This is a genomic window from Planktothrix sp. PLAVEN19ND, assembly GCF_057220675.1.
In genome coordinates this window covers 2,029,998-2,045,164 of the sequence record NZ_CM170132.1, presented here as the reverse complement: position 1 = coordinate 2,045,164, position 15,167 = coordinate 2,029,998, and the positions used below count along the sequence as shown (strand labels likewise).

Here is a 15,167-nt window from a genome sequence, read left to right as displayed (position 1 = left end):
GTTTAATCAACGTGATTAAATAAAAGTATTTAAAATTTTCCTTCAACAAAATCAAAAACTAGGATAACAAACTCATGCCAAATCTTAACTATATTTGGGCGCAAAACCTTGGCGGTACTGGTAATGATGCTGGCAAAGAAATTGGTGTAGATAGCGCAGGAAATATTTACACGACTGGAGATGGAGATATTACTAATAGTAACTTTAGTATCTTCGTCAATAAGTTAGATAGCAGTGGAAATCCATTGTGGCTAAAACCATTTGGCGTGGGTAATAATGTTGCTGATGTTAATGGTTTGAGTATAGACATTGCAAATAATATCTATTTTACAGGAGCTATTTTTCCAGCTATGGCTGCTCCCGGCACACAGATTGATTTTGATGGGAATGGTACTAACGATGTCACTGGCAATGGAAATCGAGATATATTTGTTGGTAAGTTAGATAATAATGGCAACTTATTATGGGTAAAAAACTTAGGTAGTAATAATGATGATAATGCTAGAAGTAGCAGTGTAGATGCCACAGGCAATGTTTATATCACTGGATCTTATTTTACAGTAGGTAATGGCAATAATATCTTCGTTAGTAAATTTGATACTAATGGCAATATTCAGTGGAGCAATATCTTAAATGGAAGTAGTAATGATGTTGGTGATAGCATTAGTGTAGATAATGCCGGTAATGTGTACCTCACCGGTTATTTTGATAGCCCAAGTATAGATTTTAATGCTGATGGTATTGCTGATATCACAAACGATGGACTTTTAGATATATTTATTACAAAATTTGATACCGATGGTAACTATCTCTGGGCAAAAAACTTAGGAGGAACCAATGATGAAGCAGGTTATGGGATTGAGGTTGATGCACTAAATAATATATATATTACTGGTTATTTTAAGAGCCCAAGTATAGATTTTAATGGTGATGGTATTACTGATATCACAAACAATGGACTCTCAGATATATTTATTGCAAAATTTGATACAGATGGTAACTATCTCTGGGCAAAAAACTTAGGGGGAACCAATAATGAACAAGGGTACGATCTTGCCTTAGATAATTCAGGTAATGTTTACACAACAGGCTCTTTCCAGGGTGTAACAGACTTTGATCCTAACCCAGATTATCAAAGTATCCGCACGAGTAGTCCCGGCAACCTCGATGTTTTTATCTCCAAATTAGACTCTTTTGGTAAGTTTGTCTGGGCTAAACGCTCAGGAGGTAGTGGTTTAGATGAAGGTTATGGCATTGCCATAGATGGACTCAATAATGTGTATACTACGGGTAGATTTTCAGGAACAGACTTTGACCCTGGTTCTGGCCAAGCAGCCGATTACTTAACAAGTAACGCTTTACAAGATCTTTTTATCTCCAAAGTAGATTTTACATTCTTATCCTTTTATGAATTTAATACAGCAACATTTACAATCCCAGAAGGGAATACCACTGCAACCCCTAACGTTATTCAAATTAATCGAACTGAAAACACAACTATTTCTGAAGATATTACTGTCATTGCTACTGGAGGAAATGCGATTGCAGGAACAGATTACACTGCGGGGCCATTTACAGTCAGTTTTGGAATTGGACAAACCAGTGCTTTCATTCCCATTGAAATCTTAGGAAATCAAATTATTGAACCCAATAAAACTCTTAATTTAGAGATTGTAGATTTTAGTGGCGAAGGAGGACTAGGGAATCAATCAATAGCGACATTAAACTTAATAAATGATGATACTGCTTATGATTTTAGTTTAGCTAGTTATACCACAACCGAAGGCAATATTACAACTACTTCCAGCCTTGTACAAATTGTTAAAACTGGTGATATAAGTGTTGCAGAAGATATTACAATTACAGCAACCGGAGGGAGTGCTACCCCGGGAACTGACTACACATCAGGGCCATTTTCTGTTAGTTTTCTAGCCGGACAAACCAGTGCTTTTGTCCCCCTTGAACTGTTAGGGGATTTAGTTGATGAACTCGATGAAGATATTACTTTAAGCATTACAGGTTTTAGTGGAAATGGTACTACGGGAACACTGGTTTCTACTACCCTTAATATTACTGATGATGACACATCAGGTGTGAGTATTATTCAAACAGGAAATAGTACCGATCTTGTTGAAGGTGGCATCACTGATAATTATACCATTGCCTTAACTTCCGTTCCCACTGCACCCGTTACTATTACCTTAACTCCTTCTCATCCTGAAATTGATTTAGGTGCAGGTGCAGGAGTTTCTATTACCTTAACTTTCGCTGCGGATGCTGCGGCATTAAATCCCCAAACCGTTACGGTTACAGCCATTAATGATAGTATCTTTGAAGGAAATCATAGCAGTATTATCACCCATTCTGTCTTTAGTGCTGATCCCAATTATAATGATCCAATTGTTCCTATTACTATTGATGGAATAGCTGGAAATACAGTGACAGCTAATATTACGGATAATGATATTACTGATATTACTCTCACTACCTCAGACATCCTCACATCTGAAGTTGGAGACACCGCTAATTTCAATCTAGTTTTAACCTCCCAACCCACATCAGATGTCCTCGTTAGTCTAACGAATAATGACACCACTGAAGGAAGTTTATCAACTCCCAGTATTACCTTTACTCCTAATAATTGGAGTACCCCTCAACTTGTTACCGTTACCGGAGTCGATGATAATATTCAAGATGGAGATATCTCTTATTCTATTATTACCAATGTTGACCCCAGTAGTGATAGAAAATATACCACCTTACCCCCCGATACCCTAAATTTAATTAACCAAGATAACGATAGTATTGGGATTAACCTAACCACCTCCGACACCCTCACATCCGAAACCGGAGATACCGCCAATTTCACCCTAGCATTAAAATCCCAACCCACATCAGACGTTCTCGTTAGTCTAACGAATAATGACACCACTGAAGGAAGTTTATCAACTCCCAGTATTACCTTTACTCCTAATAATTGGAGTACCCCTCAACTTGTTACCGTTACCGGAGTCGATGATAATATTCAAGATGGAGATATCTCTTATTCTATTATTACCAATGTTGACCCCAGTAGTGATAGAAAATATACCACCTTACCCCCCGATACCCTAAATTTAATTAACCAAGATAACGATAGTATTGGGATTAACCTAACCACCTCCGACACCCTCACATCCGAAACCGGAGATACCGCCAATTTCACCCTAGCATTAAAATCCCAACCCACATCAGACGTTCTCGTTAGTCTAACGAATAATGACACCACTGAAGGAAGTTTATCAACTCCCAGTATTACCTTTACTCCTAATAATTGGAGTACCCCTCAACTTGTTACCGTTACCGGAGTCGATGATAATATTCAAGATGGAGATATCTCTTATTCTATTATTACCAATGTTGACCCCAGTAGTGATAGAAAATATACCACCTTACCCCCCGATACCCTAAATTTAATTAACCAAGATAACGATAGTATTGGGATTAACCTAACCACCTCCGACACCCTCACATCCGAAACCGGAGATACCGCCAATTTCACCCTAGCATTAAAATCCCAACCCACATCAGACGTTCTCGTTAGTCTAACGAATAATGACACCACTGAAGGAAGTTTATCAACTCCCAGTATTACCTTTACTCCTAATAATTGGAGTACCCCTCAACTTGTTACCGTTACCGGAGTCGATGATAATATTCAAGATGGAGATATCTCTTATTCTATTATTACCAACATTAACCCCAATAGTGATAGCAACTATATTAATTTACCCCCCGATACCCTAAATTTAATTAACCAAGATAACGATAGTATTGGGATTAACCTAACCACCTCCGACACCCTCACATCTGAAGTTGGAGACACCGCTAATTTCAATCTAGTTTTAACCTCCCAACCCACATCAGACGTTCTCGTTAGTCTAACGAATAATGACACCACTGAAGGAAGTTTATCAACTCCCAGTATTACCTTTACTCCTAATAATTGGAGTACCCCTCAACTTGTTACCGTTACCGGAGTCGATGATAATATTCAAGATGGAGATATCTCTTATTCTATTATTACCAATGTTGACCCCAGTAGTGATAGAAAATATACCACCTTACCCCCCGACACCCTAAATTTCATTAACCAAGATAACGATAGTATTGGGATTAACCTAACCACCTCCGACACCCTCACATCTGAAGTTGGAGACACCGCTAATTTCAATCTAGTTTTAACCTCCCAACCCACATCAGATGTCCTCGTTAGTCTGAATAGCAATAACCCCCAAGAAGGAAGTTTATCAACTCCTAGTATTACCTTTACTCCTAATAATTGGAGTACCCCTCAAATCGTTACTATTACCGGAGTTGATGATAATATTCAAGACGGAGATATCTCTTATTCTATTATTGCTAGTGTAGAGCAAAATAGCGACAGCGAATATACTCAGTTAGCAGATCAGAATATTACTATTACTAATATCGATAATGATACTGCTAATATTTTAATTAATCCGAATATTTTAAAAATTATAGAAGGAAGCAATAATACTTATTCTATTGTTTTAACAACAGAACCGATAGAGCCGATTACAATTAGTTTTAAGACCGATGCAGAACTCAAACCCATTTCAGATATTATTTTTGATAAAAGCAATTGGAACATTCCTCAAACAGTCGTGGTAGAAGTAGTAGATAATCAAGAATTAGACGGCGATCGCAGTACCACTATCACTCATCAAATCACCAGTTCTGAACCTAGTTATAATGGATTAACAATCAGTTCAGTTTTTGTAGGGATTCAGGATAATGATTCTCTCGCAGAAATTTCGATTAATCCCACTAATCTTAGTTTAACAGAAGCGGAAGAAAATGCAACCTATCAAATTAGTTTAAGTGCAAAACCTAATAATCCTGTAATTATTAATATTGAAACAGAAAAACAATTACAACCCATTTCATCCCTAACCTTTGATCAAAATAATTGGAATCAACCCCAAACTATTGAAGTCAAAACCGTTGATGATGCGATCGCAGAATCTCCCCAAACCACAATCATTCGCCATACCGTCAATACTAGGGATTCTCAATATATTGGAGTTCCTATTTCTGATATCACCGCCACAGTGAATGATAATGATATCCCCTCCATTAAAATTACCCAAAGTCAGGGAAGTACAGATATTACGGAAGGGGGAGCCACAGATTTTTATGAAGTAATTCTTACCAGTCAACCGATAGCAAATGTTATCGTTAAGATTACCCCCGATAGTCAAACTAACTTAGGAAATGGAGAAGATAACCCGATTGAATTAACCTTTACCCCGGATAATTGGAGTAGTCCTCAATTAGTAACGGTTACTGCTATTGATGATAGCTTAGTTGAGGATGAAATTCACACCAGTACCTTATTGCATTCAATTAGTAGTAGTGATAATAATTATAATAATACAAATTATATTTTTATTGAGCAAGTTAAAACTAATTTACTAACTGTTAATATTACTGAAAATGATAAACCTCTACCCCCGGGAACACCTGGTATTCGTTTAATTCAACCCGTTAACAGTACAGAAGTTTGGGAAGGATTTGGGTCAGATAATTATAAAGTAGTCTTGGAAAGTGAACCGACGGCTACTGTTTTAATTACGATTAATTATAATAACCAAGTAAAAGGAGATAAACAAACACTTACTTTTACTCCAAATAATTGGAATATTCCTCAAATTGTTTGGATTGAAGCTCTTGATGATCAAGTGAAAGAAGGCGAGCAACTATCATTATCACTTAACCATATTACTAATAGTCAAGATAGTCGCTATCACGCTTTAGAAAAACAACTGATATTGAATATTGAAGATAACGATAATATAGACGAAATCCCAAATACAAACTTCAATACTGCTATAGCTTTAAGCTCCAAAGATAATGAAATTATAGCTTCCAAATCCGATGATATTATCTATGGACGAGAAGGAAATGATGAGTTAATGGGTCAAGGCGGAAATGATATGATTTTAGGTCAACAAGGCGCCGATGGTCTCATGGGAGAAGACGGGAATGATTTACTAATAGGAGGAAATAAAACGGATTTTATTGATGGGGGTATCGGAGATGATATTCTATTTGGAGGAGAGGGAAATGATCGGTTATGGGGAAGGGAAGGAAATGATCAACTTTTTGGAGAACTAGGAAATGATCGCTTAGATGGGGGAGAAGGAACAGATACGTTAACCGGATTTTTGGGAAATGATGCGTTTGTAATCAGTGATTCTCTGGGAACTCAAATTCTGGATGAAGTCGATGTAGTGACTGATTTTAAACAAACGGAAGATAAAATTGAATTACCGTCTGGTTTAACCTTTGAACAGTTAAAAATTACTCACAGAACAAATGAACGGAATCAGGATACCTTCATCCAACTCAAGTCCAATGGAAACTATCTCGTAATTTTACAAAAAATTGCAGCTACGAATTTGGATAGTGGAGATTTTATTTAAACGATTTGAAGAATACAGTAGAGTGTGTAAGTGATTGTTTATATTCAATCTTTATTAGAAGATGGGGAAGTCTTAACTGCGATGCTCTATCCTCGGGAATTAGTCGAACACTATCGATGGCCAGATATTTCCGCCTTTGGGGGTTGGGCTGCGTATAAAAAATCAAATCCAATTAATTGATTCCCATGATTAAAATATCCCCATCCTCTCTAATTTTTGTATTGTTTGGAACTCCCGGGTTCGTGATCATTGGGTCTTCTATTGTTGAGGCTCAATCAGTTATTCCTGCAAATGATAATACTAGAACATTAGTTACACCCGTAACAGTCCCAGGGAATTCCTCAGTTATTAATATTACCGGGGGAAAAGTTTCTGGGGATGGGGCTAATTTATTCCATAGTTTTCAACAGTTTAATGTTCCCCAGAATCAAATTATTAATTTTATTTCTACCCCCAATATTCAAAATATCTTAGGGCGAATTAATGGGGGAAATCCGTCTTTTATTGATGGATTAATTCAAGTTACGGGCGGCAACTCTAATCTATTTTTAATGAATCCGGCGGGAATAATTTTTGGTTCCCATGCCCGTTTGGATGTTCCCGCTTCGTTTTTGGCAACAACCGCCGATGGCATTGGTTTAAGTTCTGGGAGTTGGTTTCCGGCGGTGGGAGATGCCAATTGGAATCAGCTTGTGGGTCGTCCTAATGCCTTTGTTTTTCACTCATCTGAACCTGGGAGTATCATTAATTTGGGTGAATTAGAAGTCGATGCAGAACAACAATTAACCTTACTAGCCGGAACTATTATTAATCAAGGTTCCCTGCAAGGGGGGACAATTTTAGTGCAAACTGTACCCGGAGAAAACTTAGTTAGAATGAGTCAAGCGGGTTATTTACTCAGTTTAGAAATTAGTCCAACCGTGGAAGAAAAAGAATTAGCGATCGCTCCTTTATCTCTCCCCCAATTATTAACCGGAGCAGGAATAAAAGAAGCCACAAATCTGAGTATTAATCAAGCGGGAGAAATTGTTTTAACTCAAGGAAAAACCGTACAATCCGGGGATATTGTATTATCAAATACTGCCACAATTGCCGATAATGCTTTTTTCCATGCGAGTCGGAATCTAACCTTAATTGAAAGTCAACTCTACACCACAGAAAACCTAAACCTATTCGCTAACAATACCGTCATCATTCGGGATGGAAAAATCCCCTTTCAAGCATTTTCTGGGGGAAATATCACGATTCAAGGAAATCAAAACATTGATATTTTAGCTCTGAATTTTCCTCAAATACCTCTACAAGCGGGAGGAAATTTAACCTTAATTAGTGATGGGTTAATTTCGGGAGATGCTCACTTTGCAGCCAGAGGAAACTTTCAAATCTTGAATTTATCAGGAGGCGGAGGAACCTTTTTCAGTCTCTATGACCCGATTATTTATGCTAATGGGAGTGTGATTTTTGGAGATTATCAAGGGGCTTCCTTAAAAATAGAGGCTCAAGGTTCAATTCTAGGGGGAGATATTAATATTACCCAAGCGGATATTGCGTTATCCAATTCTAGTGATGCTGATGCGGGTATTTTAAGTGGGAGTCCTAGTTTAATCTTGCGTTCAGGTCAGACTCCGAGTAACTCTCCAAATTTAGAAGAAAGTACCACAATTAATGATACTTTTTTTATTAATTCAAATCAGAATTTAGGGAATAATATTTCCGTTGGTAATATTACCACCACCGGAGGGCCTGTGATTCTCCAATCCCCTGGAAAAATTGCCGTTGACACCATTAGAACTTCTGGGGGAAATATTGAATTAAATGGGGTTGACAATATTTTAATTTCAGGGATTTTAGCCTCTGGTGGAGGGGATATTAAAATTGCCACAGAAAATTTATTACGAGTTCAAGAAACCTTCACCGATTTTAATGGAATTAATGCCAGTATTTCCTCGGCGGGGCAAAGTCGAAATGGCACTATTACAATTCAACATGGGGGCGGTGTAGAGACTCCTTTTATTATTGGAGATGCAGCCAAAAACGGAACCGCCGGGGCGATTACAACGGGTTCAGAAACCTTACAATCAGGTTTTGCTGTTCCCGTTCCTCCGGCTACTTTTACCCGAGGAAATATTACTATTACAACCAATTATACTGCTCCCCCTGAACCCACACCCGAACCCACAATAGAACCCACGGTAGAACCCACACCCATTCCCACGGTAGAACCGATTCCGTTGCCCTTCCCGACCCCAATTCCCCCAATTCCGTTGCCCTTTCCGACCCCAATTCCCCCAATTCCGTCGCCTTTTCCGACCCCAATTCCCCCAATTCCGTCGCCGATTCCTGCACCCATACCCACACAAATTCCCACACAAATTCCTACACAAATTCCCACACAAATTCCCACACAAATTCCCATACAAATTCCCACACAAATTCCCACACCCATTGTCCAACGGGAGAGGGAAACAGTTGAAACACTTTTGCAACCAACTCCTAGTTTGTTAACAGAACCTGATGCGGATGAAAAAGATATAGTCAGGAATAAAACTGAGCAGGTATTGACAATTGATCCGTTAATTGCTCTAACAATAAAGAATCAATTATCGGGAGATACGGGTGAATTAACGGTTAAAACTAATGAAAATAATCAAATCACCCTTGAAAGTTCATCGATTAGTAATTCTAGTATTGCAGAAACCTCTATTCAAGATGTTCGTGTAGAAATTAATCGGATTTTCGATGCGGGTGATGTGGGAACGGCAGTTGTAAAGATTGAAGAATTAGTTAATTTAGAATATGTCAACTACTTGGGAAAACCCGCTTCTACTAACCAATTAACTGTACCCGAAATTCAAAGCCAATTAAGGAAAATTCAAGCGGAAACGGGCAAAAAATCAGCCGTTATTTATGTATACTCTCGACCAGAAAAATTAGAATTAGTTGCAGTTTTAGAAAATACAGTAGTTCACAAAAATGTTCCCGAGGCAATTCCAGAAGTATTGTTTTCCAAAACCAAGGAATTTGTGAGTGAAATTACATCCCCTCGTAAACGGGATACGACCAGTTATTTACAATCCGCACAACAACTTTATCAATGGATGATTGCACCTCTTGAGGAAACCTTAAAGGAAAATAATATCGATATTTTGATGTTAAGTTTAGATACGGGACTTAAATCCCTTCCTTTAGCGGCTCTCCATGATGGCAAACAATTTTTAATTGAAAAATATGGCTTGAGTATGATTCCGAGTTTTAGCTCCTTAGATACTCGCTATCGTTCAATTTCTCAAGAGAAAGTTTTAGCGATGGGGGCCTCTGTTTTTAAGGAACAAAGTGCTTTACCCAGTGTTCCCACTGAAGTTAAAACCATCACCGAACAACGCACCGAAGGAGAATATTTCTTGAATGAACAGTTTACTTTAGAAAACCTTAAACAACAATATCAAACGCAACCTTTCCCGATTGTCCATTTAGCCACCCATGCCGATTTTCGACCGGGTAGTCCCCACAATTCTTTTATTCAGTTATGGGATACCAAATTAACCTTAGACCAAATGTCTGAAATGGGATGGCAACAGCCAACGGCGGACTTATTAACCCTGTCTGCCTGTCGAACTGCCATCGGGGATAATCAAGCAGAATTGGGTTTTGCCGGGTTAGCGATCGCCTCTGGAACCAAGTCAGTTTTAGCGAGTTTATGGTATATTAGTGATGCTGGAACCTTGGGATTAATGGCGGAATTTTACCACTATTTAACCAAAACCAACACTAAAGCAGAAGCGTTACGAAATGCACAAATCAGCTTATTGCGAGGGACAGCAAAATTTCAGTCTAATTCTTTATTCTTATCAGAAGAAAATCTATCAATTCCCCTGCCTCCAGAGCTGGAAAATTTAGAAAATTTATCTTTAGTTCATCCTTACTATTGGGCGAGTTTTAACTTAATTGGTAGTCCTTGGTAATAGGTAATTACGAATTACGAATTGGTAATAACTGATGACTAATAACTGATTTATTCTTCCCATAAAAGAGCGATCGCAAATCTAACTAATTCCCCCATTAACGAAATTCTTTCCGTCGGACTGGCGACCTGTTCCCAACGGAATAAATTCTCCTTAAATAGAGGTTCTCTTTGGGCGCGTTGCACAATACCTTGAATAATCACTTGATGTTGCAAATCCTCAAGTTCTACACCATTTTTAGCCAGGAAATCTAATAATCTTTGGACACTAACCACAAATTTTTCTGGTTCCTGCGATCGCAAAATCCCTTGAATTTGACGAGAAATCTCTTGATACAAAGTTTGATGGTTATTCCCTTCGATTATAACAGGAGAGATCACCGCTTCAGGAATTCCATCCAAATCAGCCGCCGCATTAAAAATAGGAACCTCTAAATTTAATAACCCCAAAATATCCGATCGCTTCTGTATAAGTTTCTGCTTCATGGCCGGATAGGACGTTAAAATCTGTTGACTCAAAAGTTTAGCATTGACTAAATAATTTGCCCTAATATGCAGTAAAAAACTATCCGGTTGGGTTTCAAATCCTTGAATGATCAACTCAAGTTCATGACTCTCCTGTTCTACTTTAACTAAAGTATAAACCAAGGCTTCCCAATTCGGATATTCCGTAAATTCTACCGGAATTAACTGGCTATCTTCTGGCGAATCTTGAGCTAATTCTCCAGGTAAAAAATCTCGGTCACTGGGATAACGATTTTTGGGTTTTTTATTCGTATAATCAAACTCAGTATAAACATATTCACACTCTACTTTATTCAGTTCCACATCTGATTTTTGCCAATTATAAATACAACACCCTGTTAATTTTGCTCCCTCCAAATTTGTTCTAATTAAACGAGTTTCGATTAATAAACTATCTCGCAAATCCGCCTCGCTTAAAATCGTATCCCCCAGATAAGCCCCGCTTAAATCCGCCCGACGGAGGTTTGCCCCCCTTAAATTCGCTTCGGTTAAATTTGACCAAAGTAGATAAACTTCCTCTAAATTTGCCCGTAATAAATAAGCCTTTTTAAAACTGGTTTTTAATAAATAAGCTCCGGTTAAATTTCCGCGACTTAAATCTGCCCCATCAAGAACCGCATCGGTTAAATCTGCCCCCGTTAATACAACTCGGTGCATATCCGCCCCCGTTAAATTCGTAGACCGTAAAGTAGCACCATTTAAGTCTGCTTCCGTTAAGTTGGCTTCAATCAGAATTGCATCTTTTAAATTAGCCCCCGCTAACTGAGATTCTCGTAAATTTGCCTTGGTTAAATTTGTCGCCACTAAACTTGCCCGGGTTAAATTCGCCTCCATTAATTCTGCACCGATTAATACAGCATGATTTAATTTTGCCTGTTCTAAATTAATCTGATCTAATTTCGCGCTTGTTAAATCCGCATTGCTTAAATCCGCTTCAATTAAAACCGCCCAGTTCAAATCCGCCTGTTGTAAAGTGGCAAATCGTAAGTCCGCCTTCGTCAGATTTGCACCACTTAAATTGCTTTGATTCAGATTACTCCGGGTTAATACCGTACTGCGTAAATCAGCCCGACGAAAACACACTCCCACTAATTGAGTTTTGCTTAATACCGCCCAACTGAGGTTAACACCTGTGAGGTTCGCGCCCGTGAGGTTAACCCCCTGCAAATTGACACCGCTTAGGTTCACCTCACTTAAATCAATATAAGTAAAATTGCGCTCTCCCGCTTGGTACCGATCTAAAAATTCTTGTCTGTTCATGGGACAGCTTGAAAAAAGGCCGAAAAGGGTTAATCAACAGTCTATCTTGTTTTTTCTAGTCGTGATGGGGTTGGGGAAGGGGTCGCACCGGAATCTGTCTAACCGAAAAAAAATTTCATCTCCCCCCTAGACAAACCCCAAATGATCTGTTAGTATACTTAATTGTCGCTCCTGGAGAGGTGGCTGAGCGGTCGAAAGCGACAGATTGCTAATCTGTTGTACGGCAGGTAACTCCGTACCGAGGGTTCGAATCCCTCCCTCTCCGTTTTAAAGCCCGTTAGCGAGGATGAAGCCAATCTTGGATTTCCTGGGTTAACCAGGCGCATTCCTCCGCCACAAATAGTTCACCAATATTATTCGTTCCCGAGGTTGTCCGAATCACTACCTGATATTTGGATTGGTTTTTTTCCATAAACACGCCGATAATATTCCCGATGGAACCCGATTGTAAACGATATTTCATTCCCCTGGATTTTCTAAAAATTCTGAATTGGAAATGATCAAATTCTACTTATTAGTAAACAGTAATCAGTAAAGAAGTGGACAGTTGATTAAATCTTAACTCTTGCGCTAATAACTGATAATGCGGATACTTGATAACTGAATTATCCCTGCTGTAACTTCCCATAACACTGCTCACAGATGAAACAAGTTCAGACATTTGTAGTCCGATTTCTCCTTACCCTTACAATCGGTGGTTTAGGATGGTATGCTCTAGCCGCATCGGTACGCATACAAGCCGCACCGTCCCCAAATCTCCCTCCCACCTCAACCCCTCCTCTGTCTCCAGTCCCTAAACCGCCTCAACCTCCATCACCTCAACCCACCATCGACCCCCAACCTGAAGCCCTACGCAATAAACAGCGAATTGTGGTGGTTGGGGATAGTATTACTCAAAGTGGAGGACAATATGGGGGTTATGTCTGGCTATTACAACGCTATTTGAATTTACTATATCCTAATAAACCCGTGGAAATCATCAGTTCAGGTGTTTCTGGGAATACTTCAACCCAACTGAATGAACGATTTAAACAAGATGTTTTAGACAAAAAACCCGATTTAATTACGATTAATATTGGGGTGAATGATGTTTTACAAAGTTTCCAAACTCCGACGACCGCCAGACCGAATATTCCCACAACCCAAGAATATCGGCAAAATTTAACCGCAATGGTACAGGTAGCAACCTCAAAAGCCATTCCGGTTTTATTATTATCACCTACTATTATTCAGGAAGATCTGAGTAGTCGAGAAAATCAACGCATTGCAGAATATATCGCGGTAATGCGGGATGTTGCCCTGCAATATCGCTGTCAATTTATTGACTTAAATATTCCCTTTCGTCATGTCATTATCACCTATCAACGTTATGGGGGACAGGGACAAAATCTATTAACTCGGGATGGGATTCACCCGAATATTGCCGGACATCAAATTATTGCCTATAATATTCTCAAAAGTTGGGGTGTGCCTGAACCCAAAATCCAAAGTTTAAAAATTAGTAATTAATTTAATTCTCTATAGCAATTCTTATCGCTGTTGATAACCAGGGTTAGGGTATAGCAAGAGGCAATAGGGAATGGGCAATGGGCAATAGGTAAATACTTACTATAAGTAGCTTTTAGCTTTCAAGAATGTCCTAATAGATGTGGCAACTGCTATATCACCCCCAGCATGAGTAATTCCCCCTTTTTAGGAATGGTTGAGAATTGTTAATTTTAATCCGGGACTATCCAATGATGCTAATTTACGCGATAATCAATAACGTCTGAAATTCTTCCATCAATTAAGAGGTTGAACTTCAAACATCAAAATTCAGTTATTGCCATTATCGTTTATTTTTGTCAGACCCTAAAGTTATAGCATCTATTACTGAATATGAAATTACAAGACATTTTAGGAACCGAACAACGTTACGATGTGAATGCGATCGCATCGGATCAAGAATTAACTCGCCAAATTCAGGTGATTTTAATTAATTTGACCTTGCTTGATCCCCCATCAGATGGCAGTTTTGGGCAGAAATCTACCGCCGCTCTGCATCGGTTTCAAACCTTAATGGAATGTGAGGAACCCGGATTTTTAGGGGTGAAAACCGCCAAAAAATTAATTGAAACCAAACGGGAACAACTTCCTACCGATGTTCCGGTTCTTAAAATTACCCAAGAAACAATTTTAAAACTCAGACCCGTGACATCTTCCCAATTAAGTGAAGCTGAGAAAAAAGGCGTAAAAGCCGGTCAAGAATTCAAACTTATCGCCTATGAACCCCTGCGCGGTCATATTAGAGTCGCTTTTCGGGGAAATGAATTTGGAGAACAATCAATTTGGTATGTGTTTGACCAACACGCTGAAATTTATCAAGGGAAAAATTTAGTTTATCCTAAACCCCGTCCTAAAAGTATCAAACTCGCTAATTTTCCCTATAAATCTCAACTGGATAACTTTTATAATCCCACCGGGTCTTGTAATGTCACTTCCATCGCCATGTGTTTGCAATATTTAGGCATTCCTCGGCGTACCAGTGGCGGTCAATTTGAAGATGAACTCTATGAATATGCCTTAAAAAAAGGTTATAGTCGCTGGAGTCCCTATGATTTAGCCAAAATTGTTAAAGATTATGGAGCCAAAGATTTCTTTTCCGACCGAGCAACCCTAGAGGAATTACAAGACTGGTTAGCTGAGGGTAAACCAGCGGTACTTCATGGTTATTTTACCGCCTTTGGTCATGTTATGCCCGTGGTGGGTTATGACGAAAAAAACTTACTGGTACATGACCCCTATGGAGAATGGTTTCCCTCGGGATATCGCACGGATTTGAATGGTGCTTATTTGCCCTATTCCTACAATTTAATCCGTCGAGTTTGTATGCCCGATGGGGATTTTTGGGTACATTTTATTACCACGTGAACTACCCACACTTCTCTGTTCAC

General features: G+C 38.8%; 7 protein-coding genes and 1 tRNA gene. 6 read left to right on the top strand and 2 right to left on the bottom strand.

Annotation, left to right across the window (positions count from 1 at the left end; genetic code table 11):
• The first annotated feature begins 74 nt into the window (after nt 1-74).
• The 3 genes from AC2D3N_RS08640 to AC2D3N_RS08630 are packed head-to-tail and all read left to right on the top strand — an operon-like array spanning nt 75 to nt 10,450.
• Entirely contained in the window at nt 75-6,488 is a 6,414-nt protein-coding gene (locus AC2D3N_RS08640) for a Calx-beta domain-containing protein (protein ID WP_484693367.1), read from the top strand.
• A gap of 30 nt (nt 6,489-6,518) precedes the next feature.
• Nucleotides 6,519-6,668: a hypothetical protein gene (locus AC2D3N_RS08635; RefSeq protein ID WP_484693366.1), complete on the top strand. Its 150-nt coding sequence runs from the start codon at nt 6,519-6,521 to the stop codon at nt 6,666-6,668.
• 5 nt (nt 6,669-6,673) lie between these two features.
• On the top strand, nt 6,674-10,450 hold the full coding sequence (locus AC2D3N_RS08630) for a CHAT domain-containing protein (protein ID WP_484693365.1): 3,777 nt from the start codon (nt 6,674-6,676) through the stop codon (nt 10,448-10,450).
• 50 nt (nt 10,451-10,500) lie between these two features.
• On the opposite strand, the gene AC2D3N_RS08625 is transcribed toward AC2D3N_RS08630, so the two are convergent.
• A complete protein-coding gene (locus tag AC2D3N_RS08625; protein WP_079677466.1) occupies nt 10,501-12,234 on the bottom strand; it encodes a pentapeptide repeat-containing protein in 1,734 nt (577 codons plus the stop codon).
• Nucleotides 12,235-12,407: 173 nt separating this feature from the next.
• Between AC2D3N_RS08625 and AC2D3N_RS08620 the strand changes: the two genes are divergently transcribed.
• Nucleotides 12,408-12,499 (top strand) — tRNA-Ser (locus tag AC2D3N_RS08620).
• A 12-nt stretch (nt 12,500-12,511) separates the two neighbouring features.
• Here the strand turns inward: AC2D3N_RS08620 and AC2D3N_RS08615 are convergent.
• Nucleotides 12,512-12,697, bottom strand: a complete 186-nt coding sequence (locus AC2D3N_RS08615; RefSeq protein WP_079677465.1) for a hypothetical protein — start codon at nt 12,695-12,697, stop codon at nt 12,512-12,514.
• A 179-nt stretch (nt 12,698-12,876) separates the two neighbouring features.
• Here AC2D3N_RS08615 and AC2D3N_RS08610 point away from each other — a divergent pair, with 179 nt between their 5' ends.
• Entirely contained in the window at nt 12,877-13,743 is an 867-nt protein-coding gene (locus AC2D3N_RS08610) for an SGNH/GDSL hydrolase family protein (protein WP_079677464.1), read from the top strand.
• A gap of 369 nt (nt 13,744-14,112) precedes the next feature.
• Nucleotides 14,113-15,144: a C39 family peptidase gene (locus tag AC2D3N_RS08605; RefSeq protein WP_079676802.1), complete on the top strand. Its 1,032-nt coding sequence runs from the start codon at nt 14,113-14,115 to the stop codon at nt 15,142-15,144.
• Nucleotides 15,145-15,167 lie beyond the last annotated feature (23 nt).

Bases quoted from the DNA above. Each gene is read 5' to 3' on its own strand.
- AC2D3N_RS08640 (WP_484693367.1), top strand. From the start codon at position 75: ATGCCAAATCTTAACTATATTTGGGCGCAAAACCTTGGCGGTACTGGT.
- AC2D3N_RS08630 (WP_484693365.1), top strand. From the start codon at position 6,674: ATGATTAAAATATCCCCATCCTCTCTAATTTTTGTATTGTTTGGAACT.
- AC2D3N_RS08625 (WP_079677466.1), bottom strand. From the start codon at position 12,234: ATGAACAGACAAGAATTTTTAGATCGGTACCAAGCGGGAGAGCGCAAT.
- AC2D3N_RS08615 (WP_079677465.1), bottom strand. From the start codon at position 12,697: ATGAAATATCGTTTACAATCGGGTTCCATCGGGAATATTATCGGCGTG.
- AC2D3N_RS08610 (WP_079677464.1), top strand. From the start codon at position 12,877: ATGAAACAAGTTCAGACATTTGTAGTCCGATTTCTCCTTACCCTTACA.
- AC2D3N_RS08605 (WP_079676802.1), top strand. From the start codon at position 14,113: ATGAAATTACAAGACATTTTAGGAACCGAACAACGTTACGATGTGAAT.